The following is a 21,091-nucleotide window of genomic DNA, read 5'->3' on the forward strand; positions in this document are numbered from 1 at the left end:
GACGGTCGGGTTCACGCTCGCACCTCCGGTTCGTCAGTGGCGGCGGCCGCGGGGCCGATGCGGACCAGCTGCCCGGGGACTGCTCCGGTGTCCGAAGTGACGCCGCCGCCCACGGAGTTCAGCGGCAGCCACACCACCTTGTCGGGCATCTCGCTCACCTGGAGCGGCAGCCGCACCTCGCCGGCGGGCCCGCTGACGGCCAGGACGTCGCCGTCCTTCACGCCCGTCTCGGCCGCCGTGGCCGCGGAGAGCCTGGCGACCGCGGCATGGCGAGTTCCCGCCAGTGCCTCGTCGCCCTGCTGGAGCAGGCCCTGGTCGAGCAGCAGCCGGTGGCCCGCGAGAACCGCCTCGCCCTCGCCCGGGCGGGGCAGGGTCTGGGCGGACTCCAGCGGCTGGGTGGCCCGGGGGCCGTCCCAGGTGCCGAGCCGGTCCAGCTCCCTGCGTACGGACTTGAGGTCCGGCAGCCCGAAGCTGACGTCGAGCGCGTCCGCGAGCATGTGCAGCACCCGGGCATCGGTCGGCGCGAGGCGCCGGGTCATGTGCTCGGGCTTGAGCGCGGCCTCGAACAGCCTTGCCCTGCCCTCCCAGTTGAGGAAGGTGCCGGGCTTCTCGGCGACGGCGGCGACCGGGAAGATCACGTCCGCCCGCTCGGTGACCTCGCTCGGCCGCAGCTCCAGGGAGACCAGGAAGCCGACCGCGTCGAGGGCCGCACGCGCGCGTGCGGGATCGGGAAGGTCAGCGAGCTCGACGCCCGCCACCAGCAGCGCGCCCAGCTCGCCGGTCGCCGCGGCCTCGACGATCTGGCCGGTGTCGCGGCCGTAGCGGTGCGGGAGTTCGCGTACCCGCCAGGCCGCCGCAGTCTCCTCGCGGGCCCGCGGGTCGGTGGCCGGACGTCCGCCGGGCAGCAGCGAGGGGATCGCGCCCGCCTCGATCGCGCCGCGTTCGCCCGCCCTGCGCGGGATCCACACCAGATGCGCACCTGTCGCGGTCGCGGCCAGAGCGGCCGCGGTCAGCCCGCCGGGCACGCCCGCCAGCCGCTCGCCGACCACGATCACCGCACCTTCGGTGCGCAGCGCCTTCGCCGCCTTCGCGGCGTCGCCCTCCAGACCGGTCCCGGAAGCCAGCGCGTCCAGCCACTCGGGTTCGGTCCCGGGCGCCGCGGGCAGCAGCGTGCCGCCCGCCTTCGTCAGGCCCGGGGTCGCGTGGGTGGCCACGGCGAAGGTGCGCTGGCCGTGCTTGCGGTTCGCCTTGCGCAGCCGCAGGAAGACTCCGGGGGCCTCCTCCTCCGACTCGAACCCGACGAGCAGGACCGCCGGTGCCTTCTCCAGCGAGGTGTACGTGACGCCCTCGCCGTCCCGGTCCCGGCCGCGGCCCGCGACGCGTGCGGCCAGGAAGTCGGCCTCCTCGCTGCTGTGCACGCGCGCCCGGAAGTCGACGTCGTTGGTGTCGAGTGCGACCCGGGCGAACTTGGCGTACGCGTAGGAGTCCTCGACGGTGAGCCGGCCGCCCACCAGGACACCGGCGCGGCCGCGGGCGGCGCTCAGCCCGCGGGCCGCCGCCTCCAGCGCCTCGGGCCAGCTCGCCGGTTCCAGGACGCCCGCGTCATTGCGTACGAGCGGAGTCGTGAGCCGGTCCGGCTTCTGCGCGTAGCGGAAGCCGAAGCGCCCCTTGTCGCAGAGCCACTCCTCGTTGACCTCGGGGTCCTCGGCCGCCAGGCGTCGCATGACCTTGCCGCGCCGGTGGTCGGTACGCGTCGCGCAGCCGCCCGCGCAGTGCTCGCACACCGAGGGCGAGGACACCAGGTCGAAGGGGCGGGAGCGGAAGCGGTACGCGGCCGAGGTGAGCGCGCCCACCGGGCAGATCTGGATGGTGTTCCCCGAGAAGTACGACTCGAAGGGGTCGCCCTCGCCGGTGCCGACCTGCTGCAGTGCGCCGCGCTCGAGCAGCTCGATCATGGGGTCGCCCGCGACCTGGTTGGAGAAGCGGGTGCAGCGGGCGCAGAGCACGCACCGTTCACGGTCGAGCAGCACCTGTGTGGAGATCGGCACGGGCTTCTCGTACGTGCGCTTCTTGCCCTCGAAGCGGCTGTCCGGGTCGCCGACCTGCATGGCCTGGTTCTGCAGGGGGCACTCGCCGCCCTTGTCGCAGACCGGACAGTCCAGCGGGTGGTTGATCAGCAGCAGCTCCATCACACCGCGCTGGGCCTTCTCGGCGACCGGCGAGGTGAGCTGCGACTTGACGACCATGCCGTCGGTGCAGGTGATGGTGCAGGACGCCATCGGCTTGCGCTGGCCCTCGACCTCGACGATGCACTGGCGGCAGGCGCCGGCCGGGTCGAGGAGGGGGTGGTCGCAGAACCGGGGGATCTCGATGCCGAGCAGTTCGGCGGCCCGGATGACCAGGGTGCCCTTGGGCACGCTGATCTCGATCCCGTCGATCGTCAGCGTGACGAGGTCTTCCGGCGGAAGAGCCGCCTCCCCGCCCCCGGAGGGAGCGCTGTTTGTCGTGACCGTCATGCGTTCACCTCCAGGTGTTTGTCGGCCCAGGCGGTCGACTTGGCGGGGTCGAAGGGGCAGCCCTTGCCGGTGATGTGCTGCTCGTACTCCTCGCGGAAGTACTTGAGCGAGGAGAAGATCGGGGACGCGGCGCCGTCGCCGAGCGCGCAGAAGGACTTGCCGTTGATGTTGTCGGCGATGTCGTTCAGCTTGTCGAGGTCGGACATGACGCCCTTGCCCGCCTCGATGTCGCGCAGCAACTGCACCAGCCAGTAGGTGCCTTCGCGGCAGGGTGTGCACTTGCCGCAGGACTCGTGGGCGTAGAACTCGGTCCACCGGGTGACGGCCCGCACCACGCAGGTCGTCTCGTCGAAGCACTGCAGCGCCTTGGTGCCGAGCATCGAACCGGCGGCGCCCACACCCTCGTAGTCCAGCGGGACATCGAGGTGCTCGTCGGTGAACATCGGGGTCGAAGAGCCGCCCGGCGTCCAGAACTTGAGCCGGTGGCCGGGGCGCATGCCGCCGCTCATGTCGAGCAGCTGGCGCAGGGTGATGCCGAGCGGTGCCTCGTACTGGCCGGGGCCGGCGACATGGCCGCTGAGCGAGTAGAGCGTGAAGCCCGGGGACTTCTCGCTGCCCATCGACTTGAACCAGTCCTTGCCCCGATGGAGGATCGCGGGAACGGACGCGATGGACTCGACGTTGTTCACCACAGTGGGGCACGCGTACAGACCGGCGACCGCAGGGAAGGGGGGACGCAGCCGGGGCTGACCGCGACGGCCCTCCAGTGAGTCCAGCAGCGCGGTCTCCTCACCGCAGATGTACGCGCCCGCGCCCGCGTGCACGGTGAGTTCGAGGTCGAGTCCGCTGCCGAGAATGTTCTTGCCGAGGTAGCCCGCCTCGTACGCCTCGCGTACGGCTTCGTGCAGCCGCCGCAGTACGGGGACGACTTCACCGCGCAGATAGATGAACGCGTGAGACGAACGGATCGCATAGCAGGCGATCACGATGCCTTCGATGAGCGAATGCGGGTTGGCGAAGAGGAGCGGGATGTCCTTGCAGGTCCCGGGCTCCGACTCGTCGGCGTTGACAACAAGATAGTGAGGCTTGCCGTCGCCCTGCGGAATGAACTGCCACTTCATTCCGGTGGGGAAGCCGGCGCCGCCGCGGCCGCGCAGACCCGAGTCCTTGACGTAGGCGATGAGGTCGTCCGGGGACATGGCCAGCGCCTTGCGGAGCCCCGCGTATCCCTCGTGCCGCTTGTAGGTCTCCAGCGTCCAGCTCTCCGGCGCGTCCCAGAAGGCCGACAGGACGGGCGTGAGCAGTTTCTCGGGACTGGTCTCTCCCCCGGCCTCCGGCCCTGAGGAGCCCCCGTATTCGGTGGACATGGTCATCACTCCCCCTCCTCGGCGTCACGCGGGTGCACCACTCGCGGGGCCTCGCCCCTGGCGAGCCGCAGGCCCACCAGCGAGGCGGGACCCGCGCCGCCGCCCGCCTCGACCGCGCCCGGGCGCTCGTCGGGGAAGCCGGCCAGGATCCGCGCGGTCTCCTGGTACGTGCACAGCGGCGCTCCGCGGGTGGGAGTCACCTGCTCCCCGGCCCGGAGGTCGTCCACCAGCTGCTTGGCGGACTCGACGGTCTGGTTGTCGAAGAACTCCCAGTTGACCATCACCACCGGGGCGAAGTCGCAGGCCGCGTTGCACTCGATGTGTTCGAGGGTGACCTTGCCGTCCTCGGTCGTCTCGTTGTTGCCGACGCCGAGGTGCTCCTTGAGCCCTTCGAAGATGGCGTCCCCGCCCATCACCGCGCACAGGGTGTTGGTGCAGACGCCCACCTGGTAGTCGCCGCTCGGCTTGCGGCGGTACATGGAGTAGAAGGTGGAGACCGCGGTGACCTCGGCCGTGGTCAGGCTCAGCATCTCGGCGCAGAACCGGACGCCGGTGCGGGTCACATGTCCCTCTTCGGCCTGCACCAGGTGCAGCAGCGGCAGCAGGGCCGACCTGCTGTCGGGGTAGCGGGCGATGATCTCCTTGGCGTCCGCTTCGAGCCGGGCGCGCACGTCGGCCGGGTAGTCGGGGGCGGGGAGCTGCGGCATCCCCAGTTGAACCTCTTGCTTGGGCGACTGGGCCGTCATCGGTCGACGCCTCCCATCACGGGGTCGATGGACGCGACGGCGACGATGACGTCGGCCACCTGGCCGCCTTCGCACATCGCCGCCATGGCCTGAAGATTGGTGAAGGACGGGTCGCGGAAGTGGACCCGGTAGGGGCGGGTGCCGCCGTCGGAGACGACATGGACGCCGAGCTCGCCCTTCGGCGACTCGACGGCCGCGTAAGCCTGTCCGGCCGGCACCCGGAAGCCCTCGGTCACCAGCTTGAAGTGGTGGATCAGGGCCTCCATGGAGGTGCCCATGATCTTCTTGATGTGGTCGAGGGAGTTGCCGAGTCCGTCGGGCCCGAGCGCGAGCTGCGCGGGCCAGGCGATCTTCTTGTCGGCGACCATGACCGGTCCCGGCTCAAGACGGTCCAGGCATTGCTCGACGATGCGCAGCGACTGCCGCATCTCTTCGAGGCGGACGAGGAAGCGGCCGTACGCGTCGCAGCTGTCGGCGGTCGGGACATCGAAGTCGTAGGTCTCGTAGCCGCAGTAGGGGTCGGTCTTGCGCAGATCGTGGGCGAGGCCCGCGGAGCGCAGGATCGGGCCGGTCGCGCCGAGCGCCATGCAGCCGGTCAGATCGAGATAGCCGATGTCCTGCATACGGCCCTTGAAGATGGGGTTGCCGGTGGCGAGCTTGTCGTACTCCGGCATGTTCTTGTTCATCTTCTTGACGAACTCACGCACCGCGTCGACCGCGCCGGGCGGCAGGTCCTGGGCGAGTCCCCCGGGCCGGATGAACGCGTGGTTCATCCGCAGGCCGGTGATCAGCTCGTACAGGTCCAGGATCATCTCGCGGTCCCGGAAGCCGTAGATCATGATCGTGGTGGCGCCGAGCTCCATGCCGCCGGTGGCGATGCAGACCAGATGGGACGAGAGCCGGTTGAGCTCCATCAGCAGGACGCGGATGATGCTCGCCCGGTCCGGGATCTGGTCGGTGATGCCGAGCAGCTTCTCCACGCCCAGGCAGTACGCCGTCTCGTTGTAGAACGAGGTGAGGTAGTCCATGCGCGTGACGAACGTGGTGCCCTGCGTCCAGGTCCGGTACTCGAGGTTCTTCTCGATGCCGGTGTGGAGGTAGCCGATGCCGCAGCGGGCCTCGGTGACCGTCTCGCCGTCGATCTCCAGGATGAGGCGGAGCACGCCGTGCGTGGAGGGGTGCTGCGGGCCCATGTTGACGACGATGCGCTCGTCGTCGGCCTTGGCCGCGGACTGGACGACCTCGTCCCAGTCGCCGCCGGTGACTGTATATACAGTCCCCTCGGTGGTCTCGCGCGCGCTTGCGGATGGAGTAGTCACGAGTACGACCTCCGCTGGTCCGGAGCCGGGATCTGGGCGCCCTTGTACTCGACGGCGATGCCGCCGAGCGGATAGTCCTTGCGCTGCGGGAAGCCCTGCCAGTCGTCCGGCATCATGATCCGGGTGAGGGCGGGGTGGCCGTCGAAGACGATCCCGAAGAAGTCGTACGTCTCGCGCTCGTGCCAGTCGTTGGTCGGATAGACCTCGACCAGGGACGGGACGTGCGGATCGCTGTCCGGGGCGGAGACTTCGAGGCGGATCAGCCGGCCATGGGTGATCGAGCGCAGGTGGTACACGGCGTGCAGCTCGCGGCCCTTGTCCTGGAGGTAGTGGACACCACTGACGCCCGTACAGAGCTCGAAGCGCAGCGCCGGGTCGTCACGCAGGGTGCGGGCCACCTGGAGCAGGTGCTCGCGGGCGATGTGGAAGGTGAGCTCGCCGCGGTCGACGACCGTCTTCTCGATGGCGTTCTCGGGGACGAGCCCCTGTTCTTCCAGCGCGCCTTCGAGCTCGTCGGCCACCTCGTCGAAGTAGCCACCGTAGGGGCGGTGCGAGGCGCCCGGCAGGGTCACCGTCCTGACGAGCCCGCCGTAGCCGCTCGTGTCCCCGCCGTCGCCGGCGCCGAACATGCCCCTGCGTACGCCGATGACCTCCGGGGACTCGTCGCGCGGGGCGGGGACGTTGTTACCGTTGGTGTGTTCGCCGTCACTCACCGGAGCAGCCCCTTCATCTCGATGGTGGGGAGCGCCTTGAGGGCCGCTTCCTCCGCCTCGCGGGCCGCTTCCTCCGCGTTCACACCGAGCTTGGAGCTCTGGATCTTCTGGTGGAGCTTGAGAATCGCGTCCATCAGCATCTCCGGACGCGGCGGGCAGCCTGGCAAATAGATGTCAACGGGAACAACGTGGTCAACGCCCTGCACAATCGCATAATTGTTGAACATTCCGCCCGATGACGCACAAACACCCATGGAGATGACCCACTTGGGGTTGGGCATCTGGTCGTAGACCTGCCGCAGGACGGGCGCCATCTTCTGGCTGACGCGTCCGGCGACGATCATCAGGTCGGCCTGGCGCGGCGAGCCGCGGAAGACCTCCATGCCGAAGCGGGCCAGGTCGTACCGTCCGGCGCCCGTGGTCATCATTTCGATGGCGCAGCAGGCCAGACCGAAGGTGGCCGGGAAGACGGATGACTTGCGCACCCAGCCCGAGGCCTGTTCGACCGTGGTCAGCAGGAAACCGCTCGGCAGCTTCTCTTCGATTCCCATTGGTGTGCCCCTCAGCCCCTCAGTCCCATTCCAGGCCGCCGCGCCGCCATACATAGGCGTAGGCGACGAAGACGGTGAGCACGAAGAGCAGCATCTCCACGAGCCCGAAAATCCCCAGGGCGTCGAAGGTGACCGCCCAGGGGTAGAGGAAGACGATCTCGATGTCGAAGACGATGAAGAGCATCGCCGTCAGGTAGTACTTGATGGGAAAGCGGCCGCCTCCGGCCGGCGTGGGAGTGGGCTCGATGCCGCACTCATACGCTTCCAGTTTTGCGCGGTTGTACCGCTTTGGGCCGATAAGCGTGGCCATGACCACGGAGAAGATCGCAAACCCTGCCCCGAGGGCGCCGAGCACAAGGATGGGCGCGTAAGCATTCACCCTCCCCGCTCCTTCCAGTCGTCCTTGACCGTTGGACCGCACCGGGCATCCGCATCGCCGCCTCGCGAAGATCGTGCACATGTGAGGCAGTTCACAAGCCCGACTGCTCCGCATCCTATGCCTGCCGGTCTGTGATCTGCGACACGGGGTACCCCAACGTCTTTGTGATCTCCACCACCAGGCGAACGATCATGAAGTCGGATGAGCGGTGATCTTCATACGCGAAGCGCCCGAGTGATCACCAGACGTGACATCTGGCCGTGTTACCGCTGGTCGGGGACGTGGCGCTCTATCAAGGGGTGGCCCGTACAGGCAAATTGGCGATGGACCGCATCGGGTGATAGTGGACGCACCCTCACCCGTCCGGGCAACAGGGCGGATTGAGGTGGACGCGTGCACGCGTTCACGAGCCCTCACCGTCTCCGGGCGGTGACCTTTCTGTGACCTGCACCACTCGTTCCGGGGCGCAACAAAAGCGGGCTTGGCCATGGGTGTGAAGCGATGGTAGGCGCCAGGCAATTCGGACCTTTCACGGAAAGGCCGTGATCACAGCCCGGATCACGGGTGCCCGGTTTGCCCGTTACGGCGTCAATAAGGGCGCAACATAAGCGGATTCAGACGTTCCGAACGTAACTGTGGCGCAACACACGTTTCTTGAAGGGAACCGGGTGCCCCTGATAGCGGTTGTACTCATGTCCCACACCGCTCACATACCCAGCCACCGGAAGCCCCGCCGCAGCAGCTCGAAGCTCGCGCTGCGGGCCGGAGTTGCCGGTGGCGTCCTCAGCACCATCGCAGTGGCTTCAGGAGCCGGGCCGGCGACCGCCGAGCCGGTGACCGAGACCATTGAGATGCCCACGCTCACCTCCGGCCTCTCCGCCGCCGTCGCGCAGTCCGCCGAGGCCACTTCGCAGGCCGCCCTCGACCTCGAGCTGCAGGCCCAGGAGGACGCCGCCGCCGCCAAGGCCGCGCAGACCGCCAAGAAGGCCAAGGCGGAGGCCGAGCGCAAGGCCGAGGCCAAGGAGAAGGCCGAAGCGAAGAAGCGCGCGGAGGCCGAGGCGCAGGAGCGCGCCTCCCGCTCCTCCGAGCGCACCACGCTCTCCGCGCCCAGCAGCAGCTCCTCCAGCGCGACGGGCTCCGCAGCGACCGTTGTCGCCTTCCTCAAGGCGCAGCTCGGCGACGCCTACATCATGGGCGGCACCGGACCCAACTCGTGGGACTGCTCCGGCCTCGTCCAGGCCGCGTTCAAAACGGTCGGCGTCGACCTGCCGCGTGTCTCGGAGGACCAGTCGGTGGCCGGCACCCAGGTGGGCACCAGCAACCTCCAGATCGGCGACATCCTCTACTGGGGCGGCGCCGGCAGCGCGTACCACGTCGGCGTCTACATCGGCGACGGCCAGTACCTCGACGCAGCCAACCCCAGCAAGGGCGTCGTGATCCAGGACCTGTCGGGCTACCCGGCGAGCGGCGCGGTCCGCGTTCTCTGACCGCCTGCATCGCCCTGCGTACCCGGAAGGGCCGCGGCTCCCCCGCTCGGGGTGGAGCCGCGGCCCTTCGGTCGTTCAGGGGCGGGAGCCGCGAGGGTCAGGCCTTCGGGGCCACCTTGCTCAGACCGTTGATGATCCGGTCCATCGCGTCGCCGCCCGTCGGGTCGGTGAGGTTGGCCAGCATCTTCAGCGTGAACTTCATCAGCAGCGGGTGGGTCAGTCCGCGCTGCGTCGCGATCTTCATGACCTTCGGGTTGCCGATGAGCTTCACGAACGCGCGGCCCAGCGTGTAGTAACCGCCGTAGGTGTCCTTGAGGACCTTCGGGTAGCGGTGCAGCGCCAGCTCGCGCTGCGCCGGGGTCTGCCGGGCGTGCGCCTGGACGATCACGTCGGCGACGAGCTGCCCGGACTCCATGGCGTAGGCGATGCCCTCGCCGTTGAACGGGTTGACCAGGCCGCCCGCGTCGCCCACCAGCAGGAGACCGCGCGTGTAGTGCGGCTGGCGGTTGAAGGCCATCGGGAGCGCGGCGCCGCGGATCGGCATCGTCATGTTCTCCTCGGTGTACCCCCAGTCCTCCGGCATCGAGGCGCACCAGGCCTTCAGCACCTCGCGCCAGTCCAGCTCCTTGAAGGAGGCGGAGGTGTTGAGCACGCCGAGGCCGACGTTGGAGGTGCCGTCGCCCATGCCGAAGATCCAGCCGTAGCCGGGCAGCAGCCGGTCCTCGCCCGGGCCGCGCCGGTCCCACAGCTCCAGCCAGGACTCCAGGTAGTCGTCGTCGTGACGGGGCGAGGTGAAGTACGTCCGCACGGCCACGCCCATCGGGCGGTCCTCGCGCCGGTGGAGCCCCATGGCGAGGGAGATCCGGGAGGAGTTGCCGTCGGCGGCGACCACGAGCGGGGCGTGGAAGGTGACCGGGGTCTTCTCCTCGCCCAGCTTGGCGTTCACGCCGGTGATACGGCCCGTACGGTCGTCGATGATCGGGGCGCCGACATTGCACCGCTCGTACAGCCGCGCGCCCGCCTTCTGCGCCTGCCGGGCCAGCTGCTCGTCGAAGTCGTCGCGCTTACGGACGAGTCCGTAGTCCGGGTAGGAGGCGAGATCCGGCCAGTCGAGCTGCAGCCGCACGCCACCGCCGATGATCCGCAGGCCCTTGTTGCGCAGCCAGCCGGCCTCCTCGGAGATGTCGATGCCCATGGCGACCAGCTGCTTGGTGGCGCGCGGGGTCAGGCCGTCGCCGCACACCTTCTCGCGCGGGAAGGCGGTCTTCTCCAGGAGCAGGACATCCAGTCCGGCCTTGGCCAGGTAGTACGCGGTCGTGGAGCCGGCCGGGCCTGCCCCGACGACGATCACATCGGCGGTGTGTTCGGAGAGGGGCTCGGTCACGGCGGGTTCTCCCGAAGACTCGATATTGCGTACCGAATGGCACAGGACGTGTGCAGTCTATGGGGGCGTACTGATCCACAAACTGAAGGGCACCCCCTATGAGCAGGCCGCTCCCCGCCGTACAGCTGCGTGTGCCCACCGACGAGGACGCCGTGGCCTGGCACCGGATCTTCGACGACCCCGAGGTCATGGAATTTCACGGCGGAAAGTCGGCGGAGCTGTCGCTCTACGAGGAGTTGACCGCCCGGCAGCGCAGACACGACGCCGAGCACGGCTTCTGCTTCTGGACCATGCTCGACGAGGAGGGCAGGGTCATCGGCTTCACCGGGGCGCAGCCGTGGCCGCACGAGACCTTCGGCCCGGTGGGCGAGATCGAGATCGGCTGGCGGCTGGCGCGCGACGCGTGGGGCAAGGGGTACGCGACGGCCGCCGCCCGCACCACGCTGGAGCGGGTACGGGCGGCAGGCGTCGAGCGGGTGGTGGCGATGGTGAACGCCCGCAACGAGCGCTCGATCGCGGTGATCCGGCGGCTCGGGATGGAGCTGGCGGAGACCTTCACCACGCCGGTGTCCGAGCAGAAGGGGTACTGCTTCCGGCTGGAGCTCAGTTCACCGTGAACGTGCTCGTCGCCGTCGAGAAGACCACGTCCTTGCTCGCGTCCCACAGATCGGCACGGCCGGCCGCGAGGATCGCGTACTCCGTGCCGTCGGCGGCGACGAAGGCCTGGTCGATGACGTGGCGCCGCAGGCTGCTCTCGTCGGGTTCGGGGACGTGGGTGAACTCCCAGAGCGCGCCAGGCCGTCCCTGATAGGTGTTCTGGATCAACTGGCCGCGCCTGTAGTTCCTTTCCGGGGTCTCCAGGGCCTTCCTCTCCAGGCCGAGGAAGTTCTCGTACGAGGTCGTCGGCGTGTTCTTGATGATGCCGATCTGGAGGTACGCCCCGCCCGTCGGGGCCTCGTAGTAGATCTGGCTGCCCGTCTGCCGGCGCTTCCAGCCGTCCATCACGCCGACGGTGAATCCGGCGGGGTCCTGCTTGAGCACGAAGCCCGTGGGGAGGGTCGCGCCGCCCTGCGAGGCGGACGGGGACGGGGACGCCGAGGGGCTGGTGGACGGGGTCGCGGAGGGCTGCTGGTTCTGCTGGTCCTGCTGGTCCTGTTGCGGGGTGGGTGACTGCGAGGCGGCAGGCGGCTTGTTCTGTGCCTGGTCGGACTCGTCGTTGTTCTTCTTCAGGAGCAGGGCACCGGCGGTCGCGCCGCCGCCGATCACGAACGCGGCGGTGAGGGTGGCGGTCCAGATGAGGACCTTCCGCTTCCGCTCGGCCGCGGGGTCCGCGCCAGGTACCGGGGGTGCGCCGGGCACCACGGGCGCCACGGGCCCCGGGGTGGCGCCGAGGTGCATGGTGTGGGGGTCGACGGCGTACGGAGCGGACGGCGCGGCGGCGACGGTGGCGGGGTGATCCGGTACGTCGGGGTTCAGGGGCGCGGCCGGGTTGGCCTGCGGGGCGCCGGGCAGCGCCGGGTCGGCCGGAGCCGGAGCCGGAGCGCCCGGCGCGTACCCCGCCCCCGGGCCGTACGCCGGAGGCATCGGCGGCGCGGTCGGAGCCGGCGGGACCAGTGCCTGCTGCCCCACCAGCCGCAGCACATACGGGCCCAGGAACGTCGCCGCCCCCACCCACAGCAGACCGAACAGCAGCGCGTCGGGAACGCTCGGTGCGAACTCCGACGTGCCCTGGCTGCCCCAGTCCGCCAGGCCGCCCGCGAGCTTCGCCGAGACCCCGCTGACGCCCGTGAACAACAGGACGAGCCCCAACGAGAAGCCCGCGGCCAGCAGTTGCTCACGACGGTCCGCCGAGCGGCGCGCCGCCCAGACACCGAGCGTGAGCGCGCAGACGACGCCGAGGCTCAGCGCCCCCGCGACCGCACCGTTGCCCCATACGTCGCCGATCTCGGACAGCCCGAAGCTGCCGCTCTCCGCGCTGGAGCCGACCATGCTGAACTGCCCCTGGACGTCGAACTTCACCGGCGCGCCCCAGCTCAGCCCCAGGACCGCGAAGCCGATGTTGGGCAGAATCGGCAGCGCGATCAGCAGGGCCGTGCCGTCCACGTCGTCCGAATTGGCGTACGCGACGAAGCCGACCAGCGAGCAGAGCGCCACGACAGCGCCCAGCGCGCGCACCGCGGTCCCGAAGGCCCGCACCGCCGACCGGGCCCCGGGCCGCCGCGCCAGCCAGGCCGCGAGATCGTCGCGCTGCAGCACCCCGCACGTCACCGCGAGCGAGATCACCAGCGCGCCGAGCGCGGCGAGGAGCGGGGACGAGGAGATCTCGACCCCCTGGATCTCGGGCTGCGCGAACAGCCCGAGGACCAGCACCAGTCCGGTGACCAGCAGCGAGAGCCGTACGGCGGCTTCCAGTCCGGCACCGCGCGTACGCAGCATCCGCGCACCCAGGTAGAGCGCGCCGATCCACAGCAGGGTCACCGTCAGCGGCACGAGGGAGAGGGAGGCCGCGCCCATGGCGTCCGTGCCCGAGTCGCCGAACATCCCGCCCGAGGAACCGGAGCCGGAACCGGAGTCCGAGTCCGAGCCGAAGGGCGAGGAACCACCGCTCGCCTTCATCTCGAAGCCGCCGCCGAAGCCCTGCAGCAGCATCGCAAGCGCGATCCGCAGCCGGTCGCTCCAGCCGACGACGACCTCGTCGTCCTGGCCGTACGAGGGGATGGCGAGCGCCACCGCCATCACCAGCAGCAGCCCGGCGGGCCAGGCAGCGGCCTTCGCCGAGGACAGCCAGTCGCCGCGGAACACCCGCCCGAAGAAAGCCCCCACGGGCGAGGGCTGAACGGGACCGGGGACGGGACCGGGGACGGAACCCGGACCGTACGCGGGCGGCGGTGGCGCGGGCGGCGCCGCAGCGGCAACGGGCAACCTCTCCCGCCCGCATGTCATGCAGAAGCGAGCCTCATCCGGGGATGGGTTGCCGCAGTGCGGGCAGAACGACGCCATGGGGAGACTCCGAGGTGAGACACGGGGACGGGCGGGGAGATAAGAACGTCGTAAGCAAACGTCGTAAACAACGGACACATCTTCCCCGGCCGCCGGTTCCCGTCAACTCGCCGCCCGGAACGGCTCGTTCAGAGGTCCGCGTCAGAAAACGGAAAGCCCCGTCAGCGTCGTGAAGCGGTCCAGCGCCGCAACTCCCGCCACCGAGTTGCCCCGTGCGTCGAGCCCGGGGCTCCAGACGCCCAGCGTGCAACGTCCCGGCACGACCGCCACGATCCCGCCGCCCACGCCGCTCTTGCCGGGCAGCCCGACCCGGTAGGCGAACTCGCCGGCCGCGTCGTACGTACCGCAGGTCATCATCACCGCGTTGACCTGCTTGGCCTCGCTGCGGGTCAGCAGCCGCGAGTCGTCGGCGCGCAGCCCGTGCCGGGCCAGGAAGAGCGCCGCGAGGGTCAGGTCGGCGCAGCTCATCTCGATCGAGCACTGCCAGAAGTAGTGGTCGAGGAGGGTGGGGACGGGGTTGGCGATATTGCCGTACGAGGCCATGAAGTGGGCCAGCGCGGCATTGCGGTCGCCGAACGCGGACTCCGACTCGGCGACGTCCGGGTCGAAGGCCAGCTCCGCGTTCCCGCTCTCCTGCCGCAGGAATTCGAGGACTTCGCTGCTCGCGTCGCCGGTCAGGGTCAGCAGCCGGTCGGTGACGACGAGCGCGCCCGCGTTGATGAACGGATTGCGCGGGATGCCGTTCTCGTACTCCAGCTGCACCAGCGAGTTGAAGGGGTTGCCGGACGGCTCACGCCCGACCCGCTCCCAGAGGCTGTCGCCGCCCTGGGCGAGTGCCAGGGCGAGCGTGAAGACCTTGGTGATCGACTGCGTGGAGAAGGGCTGCTGCCAGTCCCCCACTCCGTACACCTTGCCGTCCACGTCGGCGATGGCCATGCCGAAGCGGTGCGGGTCGACGGCGGCGAGCGCCGGGATGTACTCGGCGGGGGTGCCGCTGCCGACCTGGGGGGCGATGTCCTGCGCGATCCGTTCGAGGACCGCCTGGTAGTCCATGGCGGGTGGCTCAGCGGGGCTTGGTGCCGCGGTGCAGAGCCACGATCCCGCCGCTCAGATTGCGCCAGGCGACCTGGGACCAGCCCGCCCCCTGAAGCCGCTTCGCGAGACCGGCCTGGTCGGGCCAGGCCCGGATGGACTCGGCGAGATAGACGTACGCGTCGGGGTTGGAGGAGACCGTGCGCGCCACCGGCGGCAGGGCCCGCATCAGGTACTCGGTGTAGACCGTACGGAACGGCGCCCAGGTCGGCTGCGAGAACTCGCAGATCACGACCCGCCCGCCCGGCTTGGTGACCCGGTACAGCTCGCGCAGCGCCGCGTCCGTGTCCTGGACGTTGCGCAGCCCGAAGGAGATCGTCACGGCGTCGAAGACATCGTCGCGGAAGGGCAGCTTCGTCGCGTCGCCCGCGGTGAGCGGCAGCCACGGGTGGCGCTTCTTGCCCTCGCGCAGCATGCCGAGGGAGAAGTCGCAGGGCACGACATACGCGCCGGTGGCGGTGAAGGGGAGCGAGGACGTGCCGGTGCCCGCGGCCAGGTCCAGGACCTTCTGTGCCGGGCGGGCGTCCACCGCCTTGGCGACCTCCTTGCGCCACCGCCGGTCCTGGCCGAGCGAGAGCACGTCATTGGTGAGGTCGTAGTTCGCCGCCACGTCGTCGAACATCGAGGCGACTTCGTGCGGCTGCTTGTCCAGGGTTGCGCGGGTCACTGGCGTTCGGCCTCGCTCGTGTCGTGGTGCGGGTGACGTGGTGGACGTCATTGTCTCAGGCGCCCGGTCGGCGTCGGCGGTGGACCAGGCGCCCGTCGAGGACGGTGACCAGGCAGGTGCCGTCGTCGGCGAAGACGGCGAAGTCGGCGGGCCCGCCGGGGGTGAGGGCGCGCGGCCCGGCGGCGTACTTCAGGCCGGAGCGCTCGACGGCGAGCCGCACGGATGGGCGCCCGATGGGCCCGGCCAGGGTGGTCGTGCCGGACGCCAGGAGCCGCTGCACCCCCCGCCGGGCGCTCGCGCCCCACCGGGTGTCGGTCATCCCGAGCGCGGCCAGTGCGTCGCCGGTGAGCGGTCCGGTGCCCAGCTCGCCGGCCTCACGCGGGTCGGGCCAGTACGCGTGCTCCAGCAGGGCGACGGCGTCCGGCTCGTGGCGGCCCGGGCCGAGGACTCCGTCCCACTCGCGCACCCGGGCCCGCTCCCCGTACGCGGCGTACAGCTCCTCGTACGGGCCGATCGCGGCGATCCGCGCGCCCTCGACGACGAGCGAGTCTGAGTCGGGCACCCGGTGAAGTGTCAGCACAGCACGCTCAGTTGGCGCTGAGCAGCTTCAGCTCGGGGTGCGCCGTGCCGCCCTCGATCGCCGTCGACGAGATGTGCGAGGCCACCCGCTCGTCGACCGGGTCGTTCGCCGGGTCGTCGTGGACGACGATGTGCTCGTACGTCGTCGTCCGCTGCGCCGGGACCCGGCCCGCCTTGCGGATCAGGTCGATGATCTCCAGCCGGTTCGAGCGGTGCTTGGCGCCCGCCGAGGAGACCACGTTCTCCTCCAGCATGATCGAGCCCAGGTCGTCCGCGCCGTAGTGCAGCGACAGCTGGCCGACCTCCTTGCCGGTGGTCAGCCACGAGCCCTGGATGTGGGAGACGTTGTCGAGGAAGAGCCGCGCGATCGCGATCATCCGCAGGTACTCGAAGAGCGTCGCCTGCGTCTGGCCCTTGAGGTGGTTGTTCTCGGGCTGGTACGTGTACGGGATGAAGGCCCGGAAGCCGCCCGTCCGGTCCTGCACGTCGCGGATCATCCGCAGGTGCTCGATCCGCTCGGCGTTGGTCTCGCCGGTGCCCATGAGCATCGTCGACGTCGACTCGACGCCCAGACCGTGTGCGATCTCCATGATCTCCAGCCACCGCTCGCCGCTCTCCTTGAGCGGGGCGATCGCCTTGCGCGGGCGCTCGGGCAGCAGTTCGGCGCCCGCGCCCGCGAAGGAGTCGAGACCGGCCGCGTGGATACGGGAGATGGCCTCCTCCACCGGGACGCCGGAGATCCGAGCCATGTGCTCGACCTCGGAGGCTCCCAGCGAGTGGATGACCAGCTGCGGGAACTCCTTCTTGATCGCGGCGAAGTGCTGCTCGTAGTACTCGACGCCGAAGTCCGGGTGGTGACCGCCCTGGAACATGATCTGGGTGCCGCCGAGCTCGACGGTCTCGGCGCAGCGCCGCAGGATGTCGTCGAGGTCGCGCGTCCAGCCCTTGGCGGTGTCCTTGGGCGGGGCGTAGAAGGCGCAGAACTTGCAGGCGGTGACGCACACGTTGGTGTAGTTGATGTTGCGCTCGATGATGTACGTCGCGATGTGCTCCGTACCGGCGTATCGCCGCTTGCGTACGGCGTCCGCGGCCACGCCGAGCGCGTGCAGCGGTGCGGAGCGGTAGAGGTCGAGCGCCTCTTCGGGCGTGATCCGCCCACCCTCGGCAGCACGGTCCAGCACGGACTGAAGGTCGGCCTTCTCGGTCACCGGGCGTCACCTTTCGGCGGTGTTTCAGAGCATCAGCGGGCCGATCCAGCCTACGCCAGCCGCCTCGCTCGCTCGCGGGCGCGGTCGGCAGGTCCCTGCTTGCGCCAGGTCATTGCCTGCGCTCCAGCGTGGCGCGCGGGTCGCCCGCCCGTGGTTCCTTGGAGGTGTACTGGACGCGGGCTCCGTCCAGTCGCAGCTTGACCGTGTGCGTGCCGGGGGTGCACTTGGTGCCCGGTTTGCCGCTCGACCTGCCGTCGGCGACCAGCTCCTTCGGGGTCACGCCGCGCAGCACGAGATTGTCCTCGCAGGAGAGGTTGCCCAGCGCGTCGAACTGGCTGACCGTGGCGAACTTCGCGCCCGTCCTCCCCGCGCGGATGGCGACCGAGAAGGTCCCGGCCTCCAGCTCGCTGCCCGCGAAGCTGACCTTGAAGGGGCCCTCCCAGCTGCCGATGAAGGCCTTCGGCACCTTCTTCACCTTCTCGCTCGCCGACGGGGGGTGGCCCGCCGAGTCGCTGGTCTTGTCGGTGCCCGTGCCCGGCCACATGTCGAAGAGGAATCCGCCGCCCACCGTGACCGCGGCCAGTGCCGCGGCCACCGTCAGCGTCACCGTGCAGCTCACCTTCCGGCGGCCGCGCCCCGGCGGCGGGCTCTCCAGTGGACTTCCCTGGGTGTGCGGCGGCGCGTCCTGGGGAGCCACCGCCGAAGGGAGCGGCGTCACCGGCTCGACCGGCGGCCCGAACGTCCCGATCGCCGCGCTGCTGAACGCCACCGGCCCCGACGCACCCGGGTCCGCCGGTGCCGCGTCCAGGTTCAGCAGGCTCACCGCCGACCGGCTGACCTGCTCCACCAGCGGGCCGGGCAGCCAGCCCGCGCCGACCAGCGAGGCCGCCCCGCCCGGGGCCAGCCTGTTCGCGATCTGCGCGGGCGCGGGCCGCGCGGCCGGGTCCTTGGCCAGGCAGTCGGCGACCAGCTCCCGCAAGTCGCCTTCCAGGAAGCCCAGTTCGGGCTCCTCGTGCACCACCTTGTAGAGCAGCGCGGCCGACGAGTCGCCCGGGAAGGGCGCAGCACCCGTCGCCGCGTAGGCCAGCACCGCGCCCAGCGAGAACACGTCGGCCGCGCCCGTGACGCCCCTGCCGAGGATCTGCTCCGGCGACATGTAGCCGGGCGAGCCGACCGAGACCCCGGTGGAGGTGAGCGAGGCGGTGCCGTCCGTGGCACGGGCGATCCCGAAGTCGATCAGCCGCGGTCCGTCCAGCGTGAGCAGCACATTGGACGGCTTCACGTCCCGGTGCACCAGTTCGAGGCCGTGTACGGCCACCAGCGCCTCGGCGAGCCCCGCGCCCAGCACCCGTACCGAGTGCGCGGGCAGCGGGCCGTGCTCGGTGACCGCCTGCGACAGCGCGGGACCGGCCACGTAACCCGTGGCCACCCAGGGCACGGTCGCCTCCGGGTCGGCGTCGAGGACCGGCGCCGTCCACTGGCCGCCGACGCGGCGGGCCGCCTCCACCTCGCGCCGGAACCGCGCCCGGAACTCCTCGTCGAGCGCGAAGTGCGGATGGACCACCTTCACCGCGACCGTGCGGCCGCCGGCGCTGCGCCCGAGATAGACGCGGCCCATTCCGCCCGCCCCCAGCCGTCCGAGCAGCCGGTACGCCCCGATGCTCTGCGGCTCGCCCGGATCCAGCGGCTGCATCTGTACTCCCCCGATTGCCCTTGCACTGACGGCCCTTGCCTGCTGTGGCTCCTCAGCGTAGGGGGCGCCGGGTTGGGCATCACGAGGATTCCCGCCGCCCAGCAGCCAACCGAACCGTGCCTGACGCCATCTCCCAGTTCGTAAATCACACCGCTTGTCCGAAAGCCGCCTGTGCCGCAACGCCTCGGCCAGAATCCCTCGGAGTCCGTCCATGAAACGCCTGCCCAAAGCCCTCATAGCCGCCGTCGTCCTCGGCTCTGTGTCGCTCGGCTCTTATGCGCTCGGCGCAGGCTGGTGGGAGGAGGGCGAGCCGCTCACCTTCGACGGCCCCACCGCAGCGGCCCCCGGCCGGCAGTCGGGCGGCGCCCAGGACAGCGGCACGGGCGACACGGCGGCCGACGAGGCCGCCGCCAAGACGCTGATGCCGACCGGCCCGAAGGCCTCGTTCACCACCCAGAACAGCCTGGACGACGGCACCAAGATCGGCGTCACCACACTGGAGGGCAAGAAGTCCGGCTTCCAGGGCAAGGTGTGGGTCTGGGCCCCCAAGGAGTACTTCGACCCCAAGTACGCCAACAGCGGTTTCCCCGTGCTGATCGCGCTGCCCGGTGGCAACGGCTACCCCAAGAACTACTGGATGGGCACCGACCTCAAGCTGCAGAGCAGCATCAGCAAGTGGTCGCAGGAGGGCAAGAGCCTGCCCTTCATCGTGGTCATGCCGGTGCTCAACCCGGACGCGAAGTACTACTACGACGGCAGTGACATACCGGGGCAGCCGAAGATGGGCACCTGGATGACCGAGGACGTCCCCGACTTCGTGAAGGCCAACTTCCGCACCTTCAAGTCCCGTGACGGCTGGGCCTTCATGGGCTCCTCGTCCGGCGCGTTCGTCGGCCTGAAGTCGGTACTCCAGCGCCCGGACAAGTTCAAGGCCGTTATCGCCTCCGGCCCCGACACCGTCCCGGACTCGCCGCTGTGGGCGGGCCACGAGACCAAGCGGCAGGCCAACAACCCGGAGAAGCTCGCCAAGGCCTTGGCCGCCAAGCCCGACACCAAGGCCAACGACGTCTATCTGGCCTTCCAGATAGGCACCAAGGAGCGCGGCGTAAACAGCCTCAAGCACTTCATCCGGGACTACTGCAAGGGCCCGGTCAAGAGCCGCCTGCAGGTCATCCAGGACGGCGAGCACAACGCCAAGACGTATGTGAAGGGCATGGGCGACGGATCCATCCAGTGGATCAGCGAGCACATGCAGGCCCCCATACCCGCGTCCTAGCCCAGCAGCTCACAGGAGCCGAGCAACTGTCAGGGGCCGAGCAGCTCCACGCGTACGTCCGCCGGGAACCCGGTCGTCGGCCCGGTCCGGCGCGCGAACTCCCGTACACCGGCCAGCTGCTCGGCACCGAAGCGGAAGTCCAGCGTCCTGAAGTACCGCTCCAGGAGCGCCTTGTCGAAGGTCTCCCAGCGCGCCGCCTGCTCGGCGACCTTGGAAACCTCCTCCAGCGAGACGTCCCGCGAGGCGAGGAAAGCCTCGTGCACCTGCCGTACGACCAGGGGCTCGCGCGCCAGATAGTCCTTGCGCGCCGCCCACACGGCGAAGACGAAGGGCAGCCCGGTCCAGTCCTTCCACATCAGCCCCAGGTCGTGGACCTGAAGGCCGAGCCGTGGGGCGTCGTGCAGCGAGGCGCGCAGCGCGGCGTCGCCGATCAGTACGGCCGCCTCCGCCTCCTGCATCATCAGGCCGAGATCGGGCGGGCAGGTGTAGTAGTCGGGCGCCACCTTGTACTGCTCGGCCAGCAGCAGTTGAGCCAGCCGCACCGACGTACGCGAGGTGGACCCGAGCGCCACCCTCGCGCCGTCCAGCCGGTCCAGCGGGACCTGGGACACGATCACGCAGGACATGACCGGGCCGTCGCAGCCGACCGCGAGATCGGGGAAAGCGACGAGCTGATCGGCATTGCGCAGGAATTCGACGAGCGTGATCGGCGCAATGTCGAGTTCGCCGCACACCAGCTGCTCGCTGAGCTTCTCCGGAGTGTCCTTCGTCAGCTCGAGATCGAGGAGAGTTCCGGTACGGGCCAGCCCCCAGTACAGGGGGAGACAGTTGAGGAACTGGATGTGGCCGACGCGGGGCCGGCTACGGCGGTGGTCGGTTGCTGTGCTTTCTCCAAGACTGTCCACATCGCGAGGCTAGACCTGTGACGCGCGGGCGGCCCCGCCGGGGCAGGGCGCGCCCCTCCCGAGCTGCAATTCGTCAGCCGATCATGATCCTTTCAAACGTCCGGGTGACGTGATCTTTCCCTCTACCGCTGCGCACACGCTGCGTGCTAGGCTCGACGCAAGTTGCAGTTTGGTTTCCCTTGCAGTACAGAGCCTGCGGAGCATGTAAC

General features: G+C 69.9%; 18 protein-coding genes and 1 pseudogene. 3 read left to right on the top strand and 16 right to left on the bottom strand.

All coding sequences use genetic code 11. The features are described from left to right. Window positions 1–11 precede the first annotated feature (11 nt). Genes OG905_RS17425 through OG905_RS17455 form a run of 7 tightly spaced genes read right to left on the bottom strand, consistent with a single transcriptional unit; the run spans window position 12 to window position 7,591 of the window. Window positions 12–2,516 carry an NADH-quinone oxidoreductase subunit G gene (locus OG905_RS17425; protein ID WP_328671654.1) on the bottom strand — a complete coding sequence of 835 codons (2,505 nt, stop codon included), beginning with the start codon at window positions 2,514–2,516 and terminating at the stop codon, window positions 12–14. Beyond that, the gene (gene nuoF, locus OG905_RS17430) at window positions 2,513–3,889 is read right to left on the bottom strand and encodes an NADH-quinone oxidoreductase subunit NuoF (protein ID WP_328671656.1); all 1,377 of its coding nucleotides are present in this window, start codon (window positions 3,887–3,889) and stop codon (window positions 2,513–2,515) included. The genes OG905_RS17425 and nuoF overlap by 4 nt, the downstream gene beginning before the upstream one ends. Next, entirely contained in the window at window positions 3,889–4,629 is a 741-nt protein-coding gene (nuoE, locus tag OG905_RS17435) for an NADH-quinone oxidoreductase subunit NuoE (protein WP_328671657.1), read from the bottom strand. Before nuoE ends, nuoF begins: the two co-directional genes overlap by 1 nt. Next, entirely contained in the window at window positions 4,626–5,948 is a 1,323-nt protein-coding gene (locus OG905_RS17440) for an NADH-quinone oxidoreductase subunit D (RefSeq protein WP_328671658.1), read from the bottom strand. The genes nuoE and OG905_RS17440 overlap by 4 nt, the downstream gene beginning before the upstream one ends. Then, the gene (locus OG905_RS17445) at window positions 5,945–6,661 is read right to left on the bottom strand and encodes an NADH-quinone oxidoreductase subunit C (RefSeq protein WP_328671659.1); all 717 of its coding nucleotides are present in this window, start codon (window positions 6,659–6,661) and stop codon (window positions 5,945–5,947) included. The genes OG905_RS17440 and OG905_RS17445 overlap by 4 nt, the downstream gene beginning before the upstream one ends. After that, entirely contained in the window at window positions 6,658–7,212 is a 555-nt protein-coding gene (locus OG905_RS17450; RefSeq protein WP_108151339.1) for a NuoB/complex I 20 kDa subunit family protein, read from the bottom strand. The genes OG905_RS17445 and OG905_RS17450 overlap by 4 nt, the downstream gene beginning before the upstream one ends. Window positions 7,213–7,231: 19 nt before the next feature. Next, window positions 7,232–7,591, bottom strand: a complete 360-nt coding sequence (locus OG905_RS17455; RefSeq protein WP_003992243.1) for an NADH-quinone oxidoreductase subunit A — start codon at window positions 7,589–7,591, stop codon at window positions 7,232–7,234. A gap of 692 nt (window positions 7,592–8,283) precedes the next feature. On the opposite strand from OG905_RS17455, the gene OG905_RS17460 reads away from it, so the two are divergent. Beyond that, window positions 8,284–9,078, top strand: coding sequence for a C40 family peptidase (locus tag OG905_RS17460; RefSeq protein ID WP_328671684.1), 795 nt, complete (start codon window positions 8,284–8,286; stop codon window positions 9,076–9,078). A gap of 97 nt (window positions 9,079–9,175) precedes the next feature. On the opposite strand, the gene OG905_RS17465 is transcribed toward OG905_RS17460, so the two are convergent. Continuing rightward, entirely contained in the window at window positions 9,176–10,462 is a 1,287-nt protein-coding gene (locus tag OG905_RS17465) for a geranylgeranyl reductase family protein (protein ID WP_328671685.1), read from the bottom strand. Between the two features lie 98 nt (window positions 10,463–10,560). Between OG905_RS17465 and OG905_RS17470 the strand changes: the two genes are divergently transcribed. Beyond that, entirely contained in the window at window positions 10,561–11,079 is a 519-nt protein-coding gene (locus OG905_RS17470) for a GNAT family N-acetyltransferase (protein WP_328671686.1), read from the top strand. Here the strand turns inward: OG905_RS17470 and OG905_RS17475 are convergent. From OG905_RS17475 to OG905_RS17500, 7 genes and pseudogenes are all read right to left on the bottom strand, one after another. Continuing rightward, entirely contained in the window at window positions 11,066–13,285 is a 2,220-nt protein-coding gene (locus OG905_RS17475) for a hypothetical protein (RefSeq protein ID WP_328671687.1), read from the bottom strand. The genes OG905_RS17470 and OG905_RS17475 overlap by 14 nt on opposite strands. Window positions 13,286–13,393: 108 nt before the next feature. Beyond that, window positions 13,394–13,462 (bottom strand): annotated as a pseudogene (locus OG905_RS39150) (zinc-ribbon domain-containing protein); the annotation flags it as partial. Window positions 13,463–13,603: 141 nt separating this feature from the next. Next, window positions 13,604–14,515, bottom strand: coding sequence for a glutaminase (locus tag OG905_RS17480; RefSeq protein WP_328671688.1), 912 nt, complete (start codon window positions 14,513–14,515; stop codon window positions 13,604–13,606). 10 nt (window positions 14,516–14,525) lie between these two features. After that, the gene (locus OG905_RS17485) at window positions 14,526–15,221 is read right to left on the bottom strand and encodes a demethylmenaquinone methyltransferase (protein ID WP_328671689.1); all 696 of its coding nucleotides are present in this window, start codon (window positions 15,219–15,221) and stop codon (window positions 14,526–14,528) included. 55 nt (window positions 15,222–15,276) lie between these two features. Further along, complete coding sequence (locus tag OG905_RS17490) at window positions 15,277–15,801, bottom strand: hypothetical protein (protein WP_443043952.1); 525 nt, start codon at window positions 15,799–15,801, stop codon at window positions 15,277–15,279. A 7-nt stretch (window positions 15,802–15,808) separates the two neighbouring features. Then, complete coding sequence (gene mqnC / locus OG905_RS17495) at window positions 15,809–17,008, bottom strand: cyclic dehypoxanthinyl futalosine synthase (RefSeq protein ID WP_328671691.1); 1,200 nt, start codon at window positions 17,006–17,008, stop codon at window positions 15,809–15,811. A gap of 109 nt (window positions 17,009–17,117) precedes the next feature. Continuing rightward, a complete protein-coding gene (locus tag OG905_RS17500) occupies window positions 17,118–18,701 on the bottom strand; it encodes a serine/threonine-protein kinase (protein WP_328671692.1) in 1,584 nt (527 codons plus the stop codon). Between the two features lie 211 nt (window positions 18,702–18,912). Between OG905_RS17500 and OG905_RS17505 the strand changes: the two genes are divergently transcribed. Next, window positions 18,913–19,977 carry an alpha/beta hydrolase gene (locus OG905_RS17505; protein ID WP_328671693.1) on the top strand — a complete coding sequence of 355 codons (1,065 nt, stop codon included), beginning with the start codon at window positions 18,913–18,915 and terminating at the stop codon, window positions 19,975–19,977. Window positions 19,978–20,006: 29 nt separating this feature from the next. On the opposite strand, the gene OG905_RS17510 is transcribed toward OG905_RS17505, so the two are convergent. After that, window positions 20,007–20,882 (bottom strand): menaquinone biosynthetic enzyme MqnA/MqnD family protein, encoded by an 876-nt coding sequence (locus tag OG905_RS17510; protein ID WP_328671694.1) that lies wholly within the window; start codon window positions 20,880–20,882, stop codon window positions 20,007–20,009. Window positions 20,883–21,091: the final 209 nt, after the last annotated feature.

Source organism: Streptomyces sp. NBC_00322 (assembly GCF_036147535.1).
Taxonomy (GTDB): domain Bacteria; phylum Actinomycetota; class Actinomycetes; order Streptomycetales; family Streptomycetaceae; genus Streptomyces.

What these genes read in the sequence shown, in the direction of transcription:
- OG905_RS17425 (WP_328671654.1), bottom strand. Translation starts at nt 2,516, where the DNA reads ATGACGGTCACGACAAACAGCGCTCCCTCCGGGGGCGGGGAGGCGGCT.
- nuoF (WP_328671656.1), bottom strand. Translation starts at nt 3,889, where the DNA reads ATGACCATGTCCACCGAATACGGGGGCTCCTCAGGGCCGGAGGCCGGG.
- nuoE (WP_328671657.1), bottom strand. Translation starts at nt 4,629, where the DNA reads ATGACGGCCCAGTCGCCCAAGCAAGAGGTTCAACTGGGGATGCCGCAG.
- OG905_RS17450 (WP_108151339.1), bottom strand. Translation starts at nt 7,212, where the DNA reads ATGGGAATCGAAGAGAAGCTGCCGAGCGGTTTCCTGCTGACCACGGTC.
- OG905_RS17460 (WP_328671684.1), top strand. Translation starts at nt 8,284, where the DNA reads ATGTCCCACACCGCTCACATACCCAGCCACCGGAAGCCCCGCCGCAGC.
- OG905_RS17470 (WP_328671686.1), top strand. Translation starts at nt 10,561, where the DNA reads ATGAGCAGGCCGCTCCCCGCCGTACAGCTGCGTGTGCCCACCGACGAG.
- OG905_RS17480 (WP_328671688.1), bottom strand. Translation starts at nt 14,515, where the DNA reads ATGGACTACCAGGCGGTCCTCGAACGGATCGCGCAGGACATCGCCCCC.
- OG905_RS17500 (WP_328671692.1), bottom strand. Translation starts at nt 18,701, where the DNA reads ATGCAGCCGCTGGATCCGGGCGAGCCGCAGAGCATCGGGGCGTACCGG.
- OG905_RS17505 (WP_328671693.1), top strand. Translation starts at nt 18,913, where the DNA reads ATGAAACGCCTGCCCAAAGCCCTCATAGCCGCCGTCGTCCTCGGCTCT.